Below are 16,930 nucleotides of genomic sequence, written 5' to 3'. Positions count from 1 at the left end.
TGATTTATGAATAGTTTTTTTGAGCGAAAATTTGTCATACAAGGAATATTTATTGCAATAGCACTAGTTATTGTCGCTCGATTGTTTTATTTACAAATCATTGATGACTCCTTTCTGTTATCCGCAAACAATAACGTTTTGCGTAAAGTTATCGTTTACCCAGCACGTGGCATTATTTTAGATAGAAATAGTAAAGTCATCGTTCAAAACGAGCCAGTATATGATCTTTTAGTAACTCCGAGAGAAGTAAAAGATATTGATACTGCATTATTATGCCAACTCATCAATATCGATATGGAGGGATTTAAAAACCGTATGGCAAAAGCCCGTGCGCACTCTCCCTATCGCGCATCACAGTTCGAGAAACTAATTTCTTCCGAAACCTATGCACGTCTGCAAGAACATTTGCACAAGTTTAGAGGTTTTTATGTCCAGAATAGAACGGTAAGAAGCTATCCCGATAGCATCGCCGCTCAATTTTTAGGGTACATACAAGAAGTAAATGACAGGGATATCGAACGATCTAATGGTTTTTATAAACCTGGCGATTACATCGGCGCAAGTGGTGTTGAACGCTCCTATGAAGAACTATTAAGAGGAAAGCGAGGGTTAAAAAATCTGATGGTTGATGCGCTGAATAGACCAAAGGGTGTATTTATGGAAGGTAAATACGACACATTAGCGGTTTCCGGAGACGGGCTTGTATCGTCCTTGGATATCGAACTGCAAATATTGGCCGAACAACTTATGAAAAATAAGCTCGGGTCTGTTGTAGCTATCGAACCTTCTACCGGAGAGATCTTAACATTCGTCAGTAGCCCTTCTTATGACCCGAATCTCATGGTGGGGAAAGATCGTGGGAACAACTACATGGATATGCTCAACGATCCCACCAAGCCCATGTTTATTCGACCTATCCAAGCATCTTACCCACCAGGTTCTGTTTTTAAAGTCGTGGCAGCCCTTACAGCCCAGCAAGCCGGTGTAATCGATCAGCATACCATATTTAATTGCCCCGGTGGATATCGGTATGGAAGAAATGCGATAATGAGGTGTACGCATGTAGATGGCCCTACTAATCTCGTCAAATCCATACAGATGTCGTGTAACACGTATTACGGCTATGTATACGCCAAAATGATAGATTCTAGAGGTCTCTCTGGACCTAAAGCGTATGATTTATGGCGTGAAGCACTTTTGAAATTTGGTTTAGGACATAGACTCGGTATAGATCTCCCTGGTGAAAAAGGAGGTTCCGTCCCTGAATCAAGCTTCTATACCAAAGGATATGGCAATGAAAAATGGAGATCCAGCTACAACATTTCCCTGTCTATTGGACAAGGAGAATTGGGTATTACCCCGTTACAGATGGCTAATGTTATGGCGATCGTCGCCAACAGGGGTTTTTATTATAGACCTCACCTGATCAAGGGTATTGGTGAGAAAAAAATCGTCAAGGAGGAGTTTACAGAAAAAATATCCGCGGGTGTAGATGCCAAATACTACGAGCCAGTAATTGAAGGCATGAGTCGTGCTGTCAATATGGGAGGAACAGCCGCCAGTGTACGCATTCCCGGAATTGAGATGTGTGGAAAGACTGGAACAGTTCAGAATCCGCATGGCCAAAACCACGCTGTATTTTTTGCATTTGCTCCTCGAGAAAATCCGAAGATAGCAATCGCCGTATTTGTAGAAAATGCAGGATATGGCGGTACTTGGGCGGGACCAATTGCCAGTATGCTTGTCGAAAAGTATTTAAATGACACGATCACCTTACCGAAGTACATCCAAGATCGCATATACAATGCAAACTTGTTGCCTAAGGTCGAGAAAAAAGCATCAGCGATAAAAAAGAATCCGACAACCATTAAAAAAGACACAGTTAAAACGCCAAGACAAATCGCACAGACCGCCGATAAAAAAGAACTTTTAGTTCACCATAGCCAGGTTAGAAGAACGCATGAATAAACTACAGAACAATAGCTTTCTTGGTCGGATAGATTGGATTACAATAGGTCTATGGTTTCTATTATGTCTGATTGGATGGTTTAATATTCATGCTGCAGTATTTGATCCTGAGCATCCCGGTCTCTTCAATTTGGATACAAATTATGGGAAACAATCTATTTTCATTTTTACGGCAGTCATTATTGGATTTTGTATTCTTATTATCGACTCCCGATTCTTTATTTCCACAACGCCTATACTCTACATTGCTGTTATTCTATTGTTGGTTGCTGTATTAGTCATCGGTCGAAATGTGGGTGGTAACCAAGCTTGGATCCCCATTGGAAGCTTCAGATTACAACCCTCCGAATTTGGCAAATTAGTTACATGTCTATTATTAGCTTACTATCTTAATACGCAATCTAATAAAACCCCAAATAAAAAAACATTACTCATCGGGACTTGTATCGTTCTCTTTCCCGTCGGATTGGTCATGCTACAACCCGACACAGGTTCTGCCCTAGCTTTTTTCTCTTTAGTTTTTGTCTTTTATAGAGAGGGTTTCCTGAGTAACCTATTCTTGATTTTGGGAGCACTTGCTATTTTACTTTTTGTATTGGCTCTATTGATAAATCAGTGGATACTAATTGGAGTTATTGTTGTGCTGTCATTGTTTTTCATCTTATTGTTTCGTAAACGTCGAAAGAACATTATCAACATAGGCTTGTTATTCGTGGCTTCCTCTATTTATATCCTAGGAGTAGATTTTGCTTACGAACAAATATTACAACCGCACCAAAGAAATCGTATTGATATTATTTTAGGAAAAATGCATGATCCAAGGGGGCAAGGCTACAATTTAAATCAATCCAAAATAGCCATCGGATCAGGACAACTTTTTGGAAAAGGCTATCTCCAAGGCACGCAAACGAAATATAACTTTGTGCCTGAACAAAGCACCGATTTTATTTTTTGTACGGTAGGCGAAGAATGGGGGTTTGCAGGGTCGGTATTCCTTATTTGTATTTATCTTACTCTCTTGCTGCGAATCGTCAATATTGCGGAACGACAGCGCACCACCTTTGCACGTATATATGCCTATGGTGTAGCTTCCATACTGTTCTTCCATTTTTTTATAAATATAGGGATGACAATAGGCATTGTACCCGTAATCGGTATTCCACTTCCATTTATAAGCTATGGTGGATCATCCTTGTGGAGTTTCACAATATTATTATTTATTCTGCTTCGCTTTGATTCGACCCGTAAAGGACTGGGGCAAATCTAAATTCTATCCAAGACCCAACGAATAGCGTTATCGATAATTTCTTGCGGGTTTTCACAAAACTGCTCATTAACCCGACTCGCTAAAATTGCATTTATCGAAATGGCATGGTGTCCAAACATGTTAGCCAATGCATAGATACCTGCAGTCTCCATCTCCAAATTAGTAATTCGCCTTCCCTCCATAGCAAAGACATTTGCTGTCTTTATCAAATCGGGATATACATTATGAGAACGAACATTACGACCTTGAGGGCCATAAAATCCTGGAGCCGTCATGGTTATGCCACGGGGTAAATCCTTTGCAAATTTTTCAATTAGCCTTTCACTTGCCTTTCCCACATACGGGCTAAAGCTCAATCTTGGAAATTGTAACGCAATTTCCTTCTTTATCCGGAGTTCAACATCTGTATATGGCTTGATATAATATTGCATTAATGCATCAAAGCCGATTGCATATTCACTGGCAAGAATAGTCCCTATCGCAATATTGCCCTGAATAGAACCTGATGTGCCAATGCGAATAATATCTAAAGATGTCAGTTTGGCTTTCAATACCTTGGTTGTAAAATCGATGTTAACCAATGCATCAATCTCATTAATAACAATATCAATATTATCGGTTCCAATTCCTGTAGAGATCACGGAAATACGCTTCCCCCGCAATGTTCCCGTATGCGTTATAAACTCCCGTTTACCCTTTTTCACATCTAGCGTATCAAAGTACTGAGACACAATAGATACTCGATCAGGATCTCCGACAAAAATTATAGTCTCTGCTAAGTCTTCCGGCTTTAGATTTAAATGGTAAATACTCCCATCCCCATTTAATATCAATTCTGAATCAGCTATCATATCGTATATAAATAAGAGGCTTTAACATCTCTCAAATTTTCCATTTTCTTAATCACAATATTTACCTGTAATTTACGGATTTCTATCTTTATAACACAATTATTATCAAAACGCTGATCCACAATCGTAACCTGTTCCTCTTTTAAAATACGCATTACTTCATTCATCTGTAAATATTCGAATGCCACCCGATAAACATCATTAACAGTCTTCTCCACAATCTCAGCATTGGTCATCGCGTCTAAAGTAGCTGTTTTATATGCGTTTATAAGTCCGGGCACACCCAGCAGCGTACCACCGAAATAACGCACTACTACAACCAGAACATTCGTAATATCTTTAGAAAGCAACACATTTAGTATCGGTCGCCCCGCGGTACCTGAAGGTTCACCATCATCATTTAGTCGAAATACATTTCGATCGGGTGTAAGCCGATAAGCCCAGCAGTGGTGGTGCGCTTTCGGATGCATGGCTTTAAGTTTAGCTATGATATCTTTTAATTTGGATTCGTCTTTAAAAGGAGAAGCATACGCAATAAATTTACTGCCCTTGTCTCTAAATATACCTTCCACTCCTGTCTCAATAGTATAATACGTGTCTTCAAATAAACTCACAGATATGCAATTAATAAAACTGATATGATAGCTAAAAATAATCCGATTTGATTGATTTTGCTTAATTTTTCTTTAAAAATTACAATCCCCACAATACCACCTAATACAATGACACCAATGTTCATAGCAGTAAATACGATGGAAGGATTATCCGGCAACGCACGGTGTGCCTTCATATAAAGATATATATTCCCAAAATTGAATACACCCAACAATAATCCCCAGCTAATGGCATTTTTATCCAGGTTTCTCTTCAGAATTGCTATTTGGTAACCTAAGATTGCGAAAGCGACCAACATAGAAAGTACAAATACGATAAACATTGATGTGAGGTAGGGTACCTCAGCATACTGCGCTATCTGTTTAAATAAGACATCTATAATTCCCATACCTATAAACACAACTAAGGGATAAATCCACACGTCCCTACGCGATTCTTTTGCCTGTTTATTCCAACTGATTGAACATATAATTGCTACTATCCCTACTCCGATTCCAATCATTTTAGCCCATAGCACTTCTTCTCCAAATACGACAAAAGAAGCTATCAATGGAATAAACAAGGAAAGTCGTTGTGCTATATCAGTCTTGACAATACCACTGGTTCGGATAGCTAACGCAATAAAAATAAAAAGGGTGGGCAACAATATTGCCAAGGAGATATAGATCATAAAAGGCCACTGCTGTGCATTACTATTCGACAAATCTGGTTTTAGGAGAAAGTAGGTCATTAAAACAGCAACAGGATAATTCCATAGCACCAATTGCTGCGTATCCACTTGCTTGGATCGGGCTACTTTAATTACAATAGAAACAGTTACGCTAAAGAGTACACTTAAGAATACGAATATCATTTACAAAATTATTAGGCATCAATAGTACAAAAATTCTACAAATTAAGACGGTTTATTATTTCATATCTCTTTCTTTTTTTGCCAACATATACATTAATCTCATATTGATTCATCCAAATTTTCAAAAATAAAACGTATATACATTTAAAATATCATAAAAAAAATCAATAATTTTTTACACTTTTTTTAATAAAAATATCACTTAAAATACTCAATAAAATTGTTAAAAATATATAAAAAAACAACATAATAAAAAATTTAATTATCTATTTTTAAGATATTTAACAATAAAAACAACAAAAAAAAACACTAAAACAATATAAATTTAACGCCATTTTTATCAATAAAAACAACAGATAATAACCAATTATTTAAGAAATAATTTTAAAAAAACTTGCATAATAATTTTATTGATATTACCTTTGGATCAACAAATCAGAGACATGCATAACGCTACAACATATACTTTTTTTTATTCCTTTTATTATCCTAAATAAGAGCAGGGACGAATATAGCATTGTAGCAGCACAACATATAGATAGTCCCGAAATGAAACGGGACTTTTCGTTTTTAAAGAACAACATAGAAAAATGAGTATAAAAATTGCAATCCAAGGCGTAAAAGCATCTTTTCATGAAGAGGCCGCATTCAAATATTTCGGAAAAGATATCGAAACGATTGAGTGTGAATCCTTCAAGAAAACCTGTGAGATGCTTAAACACGGAAAAGCAGATTATGTAGTAATGGCTATTGAAAATTCAATCGCTGGGAGTATTCTTCCAAACTATAACTTATTAAGAGATTATAGATTTCATATCATTGGAGAGGTACACTTAAATATCCAGCAAAATTTGTTAGCCTTACCCGGTGTAAAACTCAGCGATATCAGAACCGTTGAATCTCACCCTATCGCTATCCGTCAATGCGATGAATTCTTAAGTGACCACCCGGATTGGGCGATCCGTGAGGGAATGGACACAGCAGGCTGTGCAAAGCGGATCAAAGAAGAGAAGTTGACCACAACTGCCGCTATTGCAAGTGAATTCGCGGCTAAAATTTACGGGTTGAATATTCTAGAAAAACGCATAGAGACACACAAGAAAAATGCCACCCGATTCCTCGTATTATCCAACGAAGTCGTGGAACAAAAGAATGCAAACAAAGCATCTTTATCATTCCAGACGGGAAACTCTGTAGGCTCATTAGCTAGTGTATTACAGTGTTTTGCAGAGCAGCATGTAAATTTAAGCAAGATTCAATCCATGCCGGTTGTTGGTCGTCGAAATGAGTACGATTTCTACGTTGATGTAGAATGGAAAAAACAAGCTGATTATGATGCTGCTATCCGCAAGGTGCTTAAACACACGGTCAATTTCAGCATTATGGGCGAATACATTAAAAATGAAAAAGTATAAGTAACTCATCATATCGTAAATAAAAAAATTCCAAATAAAATAAAATGAAACATTCATTAGACATCCTTCCTTTAAAATCATGGATCGATACTGGCGATAAGCCTTTAATCATTGCAGGACCTTGTAGTGCAGAAACTGAAGAACAATTGGTTTCGACTGCACACTTGTTAGCAAATACAGGCAAAGTAAATGTACTACGTGCAGGTATCTGGAAACCGCGTACGCGTCCCGGAGAATTTGAAGGTATCGGAAGTATAGGTTTAGAGTGGTTAAAAAGGGCAAAAGAAGAGACAGGTTTGTTAACAGCTACAGAAGTAGCTACTGCAAAACACGTGGAAGAAGCTTTAGCAGCTGGTGTTGACATTCTGTGGATCGGTGCTCGTTCTACGGCTAATCCATTCACTGTCCAAGAAATTGCAGATGCATTACAAGGTGTTGACGTTCCTGTATTAATTAAAAACCCAGTGAATCCCGATTTATCATTGTGGGTAGGTGCCTTAGAACGTGTAAACCGTGCTGGTATCAGAAAGATTGGAGCTATCCACAGAGGGTTCTCTTCTTATGAAAAAACGGCCTTCCGTAATGAACCGATGTGGGATTTAGCAATTCAATTGAAAACCATTGCACCCGATCTCCCTATCATTAATGACCCAAGTCATATCTGTGGTAACCGTGAGCTAATTCCTTATATCACGCAAAAAGCTTTAGACATGGATATGCAGGGATTAATCATCGAGTCACATATTGACCCATCAGTAGCATGGACGGATGCTAAACAACAAGTTACTCCTGCTGCGTTAGCGGATCTGTTAGATCATGTTTCTGTACGTCGTGCAGAATCCAACAACCCTGCTTTTGAAGATAAATTGGCTGAATTGCGTCAACAAATAGATAAATTAGATGACCAAATCATCAAACAGATCGGTGACCGTATGAAAATTGCAGAGAAAATTGGCGAATTCAAAAGAGATAATAATGTAACGATCCTTCAAGTAAATCGTTGGGATGAAATCGTTCAGAAACGTGTTCAATTGGCTAAAGCATTAAGCATAAGTGAAGATTTTGCCGTAAAATACTTGGAATTGCTTCATAACGAGTCTATTCGTAAGCAAAACGAAATCATGAACACTAATTCACCAGCAGAGGCATAATGAATGAGATAAGCATTAAGCTTTCACATCCAACAAAACAAGTAAGTGGCACGGTTCAACTCACTGGTTCTAAATCAGAGAGCAACCGTGCTCTTATTATACAGGCTTTGAGTGAAAGCAAAGTAAAAGTTGAAAATCTCTCTGAAGCCGCTGATACAGCTATTTTAGGTAGGGCATTAATGCAAGCTCATGGAGATAGCTCAAAACAAAAAATTATTGACATCGGACCGGCAGGTACGGCCATGCGCTTTTTAACCTCATACCTCAATCTACTTGAAGGGAATTTTATTCTTACAGGCACAGAGCGTATGCAGCAACGTCCAATTGGCATCTTGGTAGATGCGTTGAAAAGTATCGGAGCAGATATACATTATACGAGCAAATCAGGCTTCCCTCCTCTTCATATTGAAGGAAGAATGTTTCAGGGCAAAGACAAAGTAACTATCAAAGGTAATGTAAGCAGTCAATATATTTCTTCTCTTCTTTTGATCGCGTCCGCGTTAAAAAAGGGATTAATCATCGACATTGAAGGAGAGCTAACGTCTAGGCCCTATGTAACCATGACATTGGATATGTTAAAAGAAGCCGGCATCTCGCACGAATGGACAGGTAATACAATTCATATTGCCCCCCAAAAGCATCAAGAATCCGTGCTGTATGTAGAACCTGACTGGAGTGCAGCTTCGTATTGGTATGCCATAGTAGCACTTTCGGAAAATGGTGAAATTTTTCTTCCCGGCCTGAAGCGAAATAGTTTACAGGGGGATATTGCCATTGCCGAAATCATGAACCATTTCGGCGTCGACACAACATTCACAACTAAAGGTATACACCTTAAGAAAGTAAGTGTTGATTCAAACAAATCACTATTCGACTTTAAAGAATGCCCTGATTTAGCCCAAACGGTTGTTGTAGTAGCTGCTGCACTGAAAAGAAACGTGTCTTTTACGGGGCTCGAAACATTAAAAATTAAAGAAACGGATCGCATTGCAGCACTTCAAAATGAAATTTCAAAATTTGGAGCGAGGCTAACAGCAGAAAACGAAATGTATTATCTGACTACAGAAAATGTGAAGGATCCAGGAGCCGTATCATTCTCGACCTATGAAGATCACCGCATGGCCATGGCATTTGCTCCCCTTGCGTTAGTCTTTAATCAAATTACCATATTAGAACCTCAGGTTGTAGAAAAATCGTACCCCATATATTGGAAGCACCTTGCGGGGCAAGGTTTTCAGATTACGGAGTAGCAAATCGATAATAGTTTGTTAATAAATCGGCAATAGTTTATTAATAATTATTGCCGATTTGATATATTTACGCAATATTTAAATTATGGCAGGAAATTCATTTGGCAACATCTTTAAAATTACAACTTTTGGCGAATCCCACGGAGCAGCTATTGGGGTTATTTTAGATGGCTGCCCTCCAAATATTGAGATTGATGAAGAATTCATTCAGTCAGAACTTGACAAGAGAAAACCGGGTCAATCCAAAATAACTACACAACGAAAAGAAAGCGATACAGCTCAATTTCTATCTGGCGTTTTCGAAGGAAAATCGACCGGTACGCCCATAGCTATTGTTATTCCCAACGAAGATCAGCGTTCAAAAGATTACTCGCATATCATGGATAAGTATCGTCCGTCGCATGCTGACTACACCTACCAAATGAAATACGGTATTCGCGATTATCGCGGTGGTGGCCGTTCTTCGGCACGCGAAACCGCTGCGCGGGTAGCTGCTGGGGCCATTGCAAAATTGTTTTTAAAACAATACGGGATTGAAATCTTCGCTCATGTCTCTGGTGTAGGAACGATCGAAGCACCTAATCTCGACACCACAGATTTGAAAACATTGCTCGAATTACGCGAAAGCAATATCGCTCGCTGTGCCGATCCAGCTACCGCAAATGAAATGATAGATTTTATAGACGGAGTGCGCAAAGATGGTGATACAGTTGGTGGACGGATTTCGACCATCATTCGCCATGTACCTGTAGGATTGGGTGAGCCTGTATTCGACAAATTGCATGCCGACCTAGCCAAGGCAATGATGGGGATCAATGCAGTACATGGATTTGAATATGGATCAGGATTCGAAGGATCTCAGCTTAAAGGCTCTGAACATAATGATATTTTTGCTTTCGAGAACGATAAAATTATTACACATACCAACTATTCCGGAGGTATACAAGGGGGCATCTCAAATGGCATGGACATTACCTTTAAAGTGGCATTTAAACCCGTAGCGACCATTATGCGCGATCAACCGACGTTAAATCTCTCTCAAGAAGAAACTACAATTTCTGGAAAAGGGAGACATGACCCCTGCGTCGTTCCACGTGCCGTTATCATCGTTGAAGCAATGGCGGCCTTGGTTATCGCGGATCATTTACTAAAGCAAAGAACATACAAGAATGTCTAACAATAAAAATTATATACTAGCATGCGATATCGGAGGTACACATATTACCTCCGCTATTGTAGTTGAGGATACATGGGAAATCTTATCTAATACAATCAAACGTATTTCTTTTAATTCGCAAGAAAATGCTAAATCGATTTTTCAATATTGGGCGGATAACATACAAAATTGTCTTAATGAGTTTAACCAAGAAATAAAACAGATAGGCATCGCCATGCCCGGCCCCTTTGATTATGAAAATGGGATCGCGTTGATGAAGGGACAAAATAAGTACGATAGCATTTATAAACTGAATACGACAGAAGGCATCTTAAGTGGCTTAAAGGATAAGCATATTGAAATTCGCTATATCAATGATGCGGCGGCCTTTCTCCAAGGAGAAGTATTTGCATCAAAGCGAAATAATGAAGACCGGATTTTGGGGATTACATTAGGCACTGGATTAGGAAGTGCTGTATGGTCTAATAATGCAAAAGCTTTCGATGCAGACCTTTGGCGCAGCACTTATAAAAATACAATATTTGAAGAGTATTTAGTTACGCGTTGGTTTGTAAATCGTTTTTTAGCACTGTCGGGATCTAAAGAAAAAGGATTTAAGGAAATCGCTCAAAATCATAATAATACTGAAGAATTCGAACAGCTACTTGCGGAATACAGAACGCATTTAAAAGATTTTCTTCATTTTTTCAGTGGAGAGCATGTAAGTAAAAAATTTATTATTGGGGGTAATATTGCCAAAGCATGGGAATTAATTGATAAGGACAATTATTTCGGAGAATTCGAAATAAGCATTGGGCAATATGAAGAAAAAGCAGCAATTATAGGGGCAGCTTCGTTGTTCCAATAATATAAATTCTATTTCTTAGTATATTTTAGGATATTGCTGAGGATTCACTTCAGTCATGATTTGGTAGGCTATCTCTACCACATCATCCACTGAAGGCTTTGTAAAGTAATCACCATCCGAACCATAAGGGGGTCTGTGCGCTTTGGCGGTCAGTGTACGCGGCTGGCTATCCAAATGAAAGTATCCTTCTTGTGTTTCCAATATTTGCTGTAAAATAAATGCAGATGCGCCACCAGGTACGTCCTCGTCAACTATCAAAAGACGATTTGTTTTTTGGAGGGATTGAGCGCAAATTTGCGTCCGATCAAAAGGTTGTAGGCACTGAATATCTATTATTTCAATAGAAATACCAATTTTTTCTAATTCTAAAGTTGCTTCCTGTACAATGCGTAAAGTCGAACCGTATGAAACGACTGTAATGTCTGATCCGCTACGGACTACTTCCGCTATACCTAACTGAACGGTGAATTCACCGACATTGCACGGCATTTTTTCCTTTAAACGATATCCATTTAAGCATTCGATTACTAACGCCGGATCATCAGATTTTAAAAGTGTATTATACATTCCTGCGGCTTGGGTCATATTTCGAGGCACACAGATATGTAGACCACGCAAACCTCCTAATAAAAGCGACATAGGGGATCCTGAATGCCATATTCCTTCTAGACGATGACCACGAGTACGAATAATAAGAGGTGCTTTTTGCTGACCTTTCGAACGATAACTTAAAGACGCTAAATCGTCACTCAACACTGGCATCGCATAGATCAAATAATCCAAATACTGTATTTCCGCAATAGGTTTGAGGCCCCGAAGAGCCAAACCAAGTCCTTTTCCAATAATAGCTGATTCGCGAATTCCTGTATCAAAAATGCGTAGATCACCAAATTTCTCTTGCAAACCGGCAAAACCTTGGTTTACATCTCCTATTTTCCCTACGTCTTCTCCAAATGCGATCAAACGATCATCCTTTAAAAAATTCGCTTCAAAACAAGCATTCAATACTTCGCGTCCATCTACGATTTTTGCATCCTCCTCATATTCCGGGGATGATCCAGAGATGTTAAATGCCGAATTTTGATTTTCTATAAATAGATTGTCATTATACCGTTGTCGATTTAGTTCCTGTTGTTTTTTATACCACCTAATCAGTTCATCCTTTTCAGGAGAACTTTTAAAACGCAATTCACGTAAAACAAGGCGCACAGTAGAATAAATCTCTTTCAGAGAAGCTTCTGTTATCGATTGCAGAGTTTTAAGTGGCAACTCCACAATTTCATTATCCATTTTCAATAATAAAGCGATGGCTTCTTCGAAATCACCTTGAATGGTTTTGCGATAATCCGTCCACGCTTTCCTTTGCTCTTCACGAACAAATTTTTTCGCTTCTAATTCTATCACTTCTAATTCTTCAGGCGATGCAATGCCAGCTTCCACTAGCCAGTCGCGCATCTTCACGTTGCAATCGTATTCTTTTTCCCAATCCAATCTTTCATGAGATTTATAACGCTCATGCGAGCCCGAGGAAGAATGGCCTAAGGGTTGTGTAAGTTCAGTGACATGTACAAAACATGGTATATGCTGCTCTCGGGCTATTTTCGCAGCTTTCTCATATGTTTCGCAAAGCCCGGGATAATCCCAGCCCCTTACTTTAAAAATTTCAAAACCTTCGCCTTTATGATCGCGTTGAAAACCTCTTAATGCCTCTGATATATCTGCCTTGGTTGTCTGGATTTCGTTAGGGACAGATATTCCATACCCATCATCCCAAACGGAAATGACAACAGGAATCTGTTTTACACCGGCAGCATTCATCGTTTCCCAGAATACACCTTCGGAAGTAGACGCGTTACCTACTGTACAAAAAACGACTTCATTACCTTGATTAGAAAAATAGTCTAAATAAGAAAGGTCAACATTTGTTCTATACAATTTGGAGGCTAGTCCCAATCCCATTATACGGGACATCTGACCACCAGTTGTCGAGATATCAGATACCGTATTTTTTTGCAGTGTCTGGTTTACCCAGTTGCCTTGTTTATCCACCAAGCTTTTGGAAAAATGGGCAACCATTTGTCGTCCTCCTGATGAAATATCAGCTTCTAAGTTTGGATTAGCATAGAGTTGGGAAAAGAAATGATAAATTGAACTGATTCCAGAAGCAAAAGCAAATGTCTGGTCACGGTAATATCCCGAGCGCCAGTCACCATTTTGGAATACTTTAGCCAAAGCTATCTGCGCCAGTTCTTTTCCATCGCCAAAGATTCCGAATTTTGCCTTACCTGTAAGTACTTCCTTTCGTCCTAACAAGCTAACATATCTGCTCTGTACGGCTAATTTATAATCATCTAAAATAATATAGCGAAAATCATCAAAGCTTAATTTTGACGATGACAAATCAACTGGCACATTCAAATTCGTTCCTGACATTTTTTTTTGGTTTCCTACAAAAATACTAAAATTCCTTTTTACAATATAGTTAATAATTTATTAATATCCTTAAATAATACATCTTTATTATGTACTTTTAAGGCCTATTACATCGTATTTATGAGCGCTAATATAATATCAACAACAGAAAAAAATAGCTCCACTCGCTTAGGAGATTTAGAAAAAACCGTAATTCTCAATACATTAATGTCCGTTCCTTTTCCCAAAAGAGATGAAAAATGGCGTGACGATTTTTTATATAGTTTACCCGAGGCTAATCTAAAATTAGGAACCCCAGAAGTTGTCGTAGCGAGTGATGGGTTCCCATATATTCAATTGGAGACCGTTAATCCGAACGAGAATTTCCAAGCATATGTTATTGGCAAACAATTACCCACGCTACTTTCGCAAGGTTTTGGGGTAGTAATTAATCCGCAACATGATCGATTAGATTGGATTCTTTCATATGGCGATATCGTCAATTACGAACTAAACGATTCATTCTATACTGATCATAGTATTTTTTCAAATAATAAAGAGAATTTAGCGATAGGTAAAGACGAAAAAATATTAATAGGACAGCCTGCAGACAGCATTTTGCCCAAATACTTACGCACACAGTTAAAAGAGTATCTACAGCATATGGGAGTTAAGACACCTAAGATCATGCTTATCGCCCGCAATTATGAAGATGAAAATTTTGTATCCCAAGATCTGGTATTTAATATCACACCTATTCAGTTTAGAAGCGAAAAAGCATATCATCAGATCATGTCTGCTATCGCGTGGTTTTTACCAAAACATTATTCTTTTATGGGTGTAGACGAAATGTCCATCGCCAATGGTTTTCAAGCATTATAAATACAAAATGAAAATTAAAACAAAAATACTATGCATCCTTGGATTGGGGCTTTTGGCAAGTTCCTTTACACTATTAAGTCAAAAGCAGGACGAGGAATGGAACCCCCTGTTTAATGGAAAGGATCTAAGCGGATGGACGGCAAAAATTTACCCATACGAGGTGGGTGAAAATTATGCCAATACATTCAGAGTAGAGGGTGATGTTATTCAAGTGAATTACGATGGATACGGAAAATCCTTTGATAATCGATTTGGGCATCTTTATTACAATATCCCTTACTCTCACTATCATTTAAAATTGGAATACCGATTTATCGGGGATCTATATCACGGAGCACCGAGCTACACCCTACGCAATAGCGGTGTAATGTTTCATTCTCAGGATCCAAAAACAATGCCTGCCAACCAAGATTGGCCAATATCTGTAGAAATGCAATTTCTTGGCGGATTGAGTGATGGAAAAATACGTACTACAGGAAATATGTGCTCTCCCGGCACGCATATCTATTACAAAGATGAGCTGCTAGAAACACACTGTATAAACTCAACCTCAAAAACTTACGATGGCGATCAATGGGTAAAAGCTGAACTTATTGTCTTGGGAGATTCAATTATTCACCATATTATCGAGGGGGATACCGTATTGAGCTATTCAAAGCCACATATAGGAGGTCAGGTAGTTAATAATTTTGACCCTCGGATCAAGATAGATGGTACGGCACTAAAAAGAGGGTTTATTGCGCTGCAAAGTGAGGGACAGCCTGTTGAATTTAGAAAACTTTTATTAAAAGATCTTTCTAAAAAAACCAAAAACTAAAAAAAATGTTTTTATTTAACGTAAGAGTTTACGGAATACTTATTAACGAGAGACAGCAAGTCCTCATCAGTGATGAGCGCACGCAGAATGTCTCTTTTACTAAATTTCCAGGTGGTGGTCTTGAATTTGGAGAGGGTCTTATAGATGCGTTGAAAAGAGAGTACCTAGAAGAATGTAATGTTCATATCGAAGTACTCAAACATATTTATACTACTGATTTTTTTGAAAAATCGAGTTTCAATGAAAGTCAGATTATTTCTATTTATTATCAGGTAAAATCTTTGGAACCAATTGGGATTGAAATCAAAGAAAAAGCATTTGATTTCGATGCAGATGGTATAATAGATAAAATTGAATCTTTTAGATTTATAGATATTAATGCCTTAGATCTAGCAGATCTGACATTTAAAACAGATAAAGTAGCCTGGGAAAAATTTATTCAAATGAGTAAGTAGATTATTTCTGAGCGTATATATTCTCAATGGTTATCAAGAATTTTCATCGCTTTTTAATAGCTGTTGGTGTGGTTTAAAACGAGATAAAGGTTTTTCACTTATTATTTGGTAATTCGAAAAATGCTTTATAATTTTACGTTGTTGTCTAATAAACAGATGATTAATCATTTAAACTAGGACAACATTTTTCGGATTTGGAAAACACCTAGTTCTATAGGGTTTTTATTAATAGTTAGTGTGATTTTAAGGCGATATTCCCCGTATCGCCTTATTTTTTACTTAAGGAAATAGGCTAAAATCACAATAATAACACCAAAAGCCACAATAAGCCATTTAAACTTACCACCATTATTCCCTTCATCGCTCCTATATCTATAATCTCTTTTATATTTGTTCATGTCCATATCTTGTCCTTTTTGTAGATGTTATATTTTAATTATTATTTCTATTCATGATGATAGGGTTCCCCTTTCATAATGGAAAACCCCCTATATATTTGTTCTATAAAAAATAGCCTCACCATTTGATGTGAAAAAGTCAACTTTGAAAGTGAAAGACTGTAATTAGCCCGCTGCTTTACCAAATCCGAAAATCCATAAGGACCACCGATAAGAAATACCAGGTGCTGTACACTTGACACCATTTTTTGTTCCAAAAAGCCGGACAATTCAACCGATCGTAGCTCTTTTCCGAACTCATCCAACAATACAACAAAGTCCTGCGATGTAATGTTTCTAAAAAAAAGTTCAGCTTCTTTTTCCTTCTGTTGTGCTTCGGACAAATTCTTGACATTCTTAATGTCGGGCATAATGACCATTTGAAAAGAGACGTAATGTTTTAGTCTTTTCAAATACTTATCTATACCTTCTTGAATATACTTATCATCTGTCTTCCCTATACACAGTAATGTAATTTTCATTCGTATAAGTTGTTTTTAAAGGGTGATGAAACTATGTTTAAGAACACCTGA

Annotated in this window: 15 protein-coding genes; 10 read left to right on the top strand and 5 right to left on the bottom strand. The window is 37.9% G+C overall.

Annotated elements, in window-relative coordinates:
• Nucleotides 1–6 precede the first annotated feature (6 nt).
• The gene (gene mrdA / locus FAZ15_RS00270) at nucleotides 7–1,968 is read left to right on the top strand and encodes a penicillin-binding protein 2 (protein WP_136898987.1); all 1,962 of its coding nucleotides are present in this window, start codon (nucleotides 7–9) and stop codon (nucleotides 1,966–1,968) included.
• Nucleotides 1,961–3,235 (top strand): rod shape-determining protein RodA, encoded by a 1,275-nt coding sequence (rodA, locus tag FAZ15_RS00265; RefSeq protein ID WP_136898985.1) that lies wholly within the window; start codon nucleotides 1,961–1,963, stop codon nucleotides 3,233–3,235. The genes mrdA and rodA overlap by 8 nt, the downstream gene beginning before the upstream one ends.
• On the opposite strand, the gene FAZ15_RS00260 is transcribed toward rodA, so the two are convergent.
• The 3 genes from FAZ15_RS00260 to FAZ15_RS00250 are packed head-to-tail and all read right to left on the bottom strand — an operon-like array spanning nucleotide 3,232 to nucleotide 5,554.
• A complete protein-coding gene (locus FAZ15_RS00260; protein WP_136898983.1) occupies nucleotides 3,232–4,086 on the bottom strand; it encodes a nucleoside phosphorylase in 855 nt (284 codons plus the stop codon). The genes rodA and FAZ15_RS00260 overlap by 4 nt on opposite strands.
• A complete protein-coding gene (locus tag FAZ15_RS00255) occupies nucleotides 4,083–4,700 on the bottom strand; it encodes an IMPACT family protein (RefSeq protein WP_136898982.1) in 618 nt (205 codons plus the stop codon). The genes FAZ15_RS00260 and FAZ15_RS00255 overlap by 4 nt, the downstream gene beginning before the upstream one ends.
• A complete protein-coding gene (locus FAZ15_RS00250; protein WP_136898980.1) occupies nucleotides 4,697–5,554 on the bottom strand; it encodes a DMT family transporter in 858 nt (285 codons plus the stop codon). The genes FAZ15_RS00255 and FAZ15_RS00250 overlap by 4 nt, the downstream gene beginning before the upstream one ends.
• A gap of 590 nt (nucleotides 5,555–6,144) precedes the next feature.
• Here FAZ15_RS00250 and FAZ15_RS00245 point away from each other — a divergent pair.
• From FAZ15_RS00245 to FAZ15_RS00225, 5 genes are all read left to right on the top strand, one after another.
• A complete protein-coding gene (locus FAZ15_RS00245) occupies nucleotides 6,145–6,969 on the top strand; it encodes a prephenate dehydratase (protein WP_136898978.1) in 825 nt (274 codons plus the stop codon).
• A gap of 44 nt (nucleotides 6,970–7,013) precedes the next feature.
• Nucleotides 7,014–8,120, top strand: coding sequence for a chorismate mutase (locus FAZ15_RS00240; protein WP_136898976.1), 1,107 nt, complete (start codon nucleotides 7,014–7,016; stop codon nucleotides 8,118–8,120).
• Complete coding sequence (aroA, locus tag FAZ15_RS00235; RefSeq protein ID WP_136898974.1) at nucleotides 8,120–9,370, top strand: 3-phosphoshikimate 1-carboxyvinyltransferase; 1,251 nt, start codon at nucleotides 8,120–8,122, stop codon at nucleotides 9,368–9,370. Before FAZ15_RS00240 ends, aroA begins: the two co-directional genes overlap by 1 nt.
• Before the next feature lie 85 nt (nucleotides 9,371–9,455).
• Nucleotides 9,456–10,547 (top strand): chorismate synthase, encoded by a 1,092-nt coding sequence (aroC, locus tag FAZ15_RS00230; RefSeq protein ID WP_136898972.1) that lies wholly within the window; start codon nucleotides 9,456–9,458, stop codon nucleotides 10,545–10,547.
• Nucleotides 10,540–11,394 carry an ROK family protein gene (locus FAZ15_RS00225; RefSeq protein ID WP_136898970.1) on the top strand — a complete coding sequence of 285 codons (855 nt, stop codon included), beginning with the start codon at nucleotides 10,540–10,542 and terminating at the stop codon, nucleotides 11,392–11,394. The genes aroC and FAZ15_RS00225 overlap by 8 nt, the downstream gene beginning before the upstream one ends.
• Before the next feature lie 15 nt (nucleotides 11,395–11,409).
• Here the strand turns inward: FAZ15_RS00225 and FAZ15_RS00220 are convergent, their stop codons facing one another.
• Nucleotides 11,410–13,827, bottom strand: a complete 2,418-nt coding sequence (locus FAZ15_RS00220; protein ID WP_136898968.1) for an alpha-ketoacid dehydrogenase subunit alpha/beta — start codon at nucleotides 13,825–13,827, stop codon at nucleotides 11,410–11,412.
• A gap of 120 nt (nucleotides 13,828–13,947) precedes the next feature.
• Here FAZ15_RS00220 and FAZ15_RS00215 point away from each other — a divergent pair, with 120 nt between their 5' ends.
• From FAZ15_RS00215 to FAZ15_RS00205, 3 genes are read left to right on the top strand one after another with little or no spacing between them, the layout of a single operon-like run.
• On the top strand, nucleotides 13,948–14,688 hold the full coding sequence (locus FAZ15_RS00215; protein WP_136898966.1) for a hypothetical protein: 741 nt from the start codon (nucleotides 13,948–13,950) through the stop codon (nucleotides 14,686–14,688).
• A gap of 7 nt (nucleotides 14,689–14,695) precedes the next feature.
• On the top strand, nucleotides 14,696–15,505 hold the full coding sequence (locus FAZ15_RS00210; protein ID WP_136898964.1) for a 3-keto-disaccharide hydrolase: 810 nt from the start codon (nucleotides 14,696–14,698) through the stop codon (nucleotides 15,503–15,505).
• A 5-nt stretch (nucleotides 15,506–15,510) separates the two neighbouring features.
• Nucleotides 15,511–15,960 carry an NUDIX domain-containing protein gene (locus FAZ15_RS00205; protein WP_136898962.1) on the top strand — a complete coding sequence of 150 codons (450 nt, stop codon included), beginning with the start codon at nucleotides 15,511–15,513 and terminating at the stop codon, nucleotides 15,958–15,960.
• Nucleotides 15,961–16,405: 445 nt separating this feature from the next.
• Here FAZ15_RS00205 and rlmH read toward each other — a convergent pair whose 3' ends face one another.
• The gene (gene rlmH, locus FAZ15_RS00200; RefSeq protein WP_136898960.1) at nucleotides 16,406–16,879 is read right to left on the bottom strand and encodes a 23S rRNA (pseudouridine(1915)-N(3))-methyltransferase RlmH; all 474 of its coding nucleotides are present in this window, start codon (nucleotides 16,877–16,879) and stop codon (nucleotides 16,406–16,408) included.
• Between the last annotated feature and the right edge of the window lie 51 nt (nucleotides 16,880–16,930).

Origin of the sequence: Sphingobacterium olei, assembly GCF_005048855.1 — a bacterium.
Classification (GTDB): Bacteria; Bacteroidota; Bacteroidia; order Sphingobacteriales; family Sphingobacteriaceae; genus Sphingobacterium; species Sphingobacterium olei.
Note: the sequence above shows the minus strand (reverse complement) of the source record. Positions and strands in the feature narration are given on the sequence as shown.

Excerpts from the sequence above, each read along its gene's own strand:
- aroA (WP_136898974.1), top strand. The coding sequence starts at position 8,120 with ATGAATGAGATAAGCATTAAGCTTTCACATCCAACAAAACAAGTAAGT.
- FAZ15_RS00245 (WP_136898978.1), top strand. The coding sequence starts at position 6,145 with ATGAGTATAAAAATTGCAATCCAAGGCGTAAAAGCATCTTTTCATGAA.
- FAZ15_RS00210 (WP_136898964.1), top strand. The coding sequence starts at position 14,696 with ATGAAAATTAAAACAAAAATACTATGCATCCTTGGATTGGGGCTTTTG.
- FAZ15_RS00225 (WP_136898970.1), top strand. The coding sequence starts at position 10,540 with ATGTCTAACAATAAAAATTATATACTAGCATGCGATATCGGAGGTACA.
- mrdA (WP_136898987.1), top strand. The coding sequence starts at position 7 with ATGAATAGTTTTTTTGAGCGAAAATTTGTCATACAAGGAATATTTATT.
- FAZ15_RS00215 (WP_136898966.1), top strand. The coding sequence starts at position 13,948 with ATGAGCGCTAATATAATATCAACAACAGAAAAAAATAGCTCCACTCGC.
- FAZ15_RS00250 (WP_136898980.1), bottom strand. The coding sequence starts at position 5,554 with ATGATATTCGTATTCTTAAGTGTACTCTTTAGCGTAACTGTTTCTATT.
- aroC (WP_136898972.1), top strand. The coding sequence starts at position 9,456 with ATGGCAGGAAATTCATTTGGCAACATCTTTAAAATTACAACTTTTGGC.
- FAZ15_RS00205 (WP_136898962.1), top strand. The coding sequence starts at position 15,511 with ATGTTTTTATTTAACGTAAGAGTTTACGGAATACTTATTAACGAGAGA.
- FAZ15_RS00260 (WP_136898983.1), bottom strand. The coding sequence starts at position 4,086 with ATGATAGCTGATTCAGAATTGATATTAAATGGGGATGGGAGTATTTAC.
- FAZ15_RS00240 (WP_136898976.1), top strand. The coding sequence starts at position 7,014 with ATGAAACATTCATTAGACATCCTTCCTTTAAAATCATGGATCGATACT.
- FAZ15_RS00220 (WP_136898968.1), bottom strand. The coding sequence starts at position 13,827 with ATGTCAGGAACGAATTTGAATGTGCCAGTTGATTTGTCATCGTCAAAA.
- rodA (WP_136898985.1), top strand. The coding sequence starts at position 1,961 with ATGAATAAACTACAGAACAATAGCTTTCTTGGTCGGATAGATTGGATT.
- rlmH (WP_136898960.1), bottom strand. The coding sequence starts at position 16,879 with ATGAAAATTACATTACTGTGTATAGGGAAGACAGATGATAAGTATATT.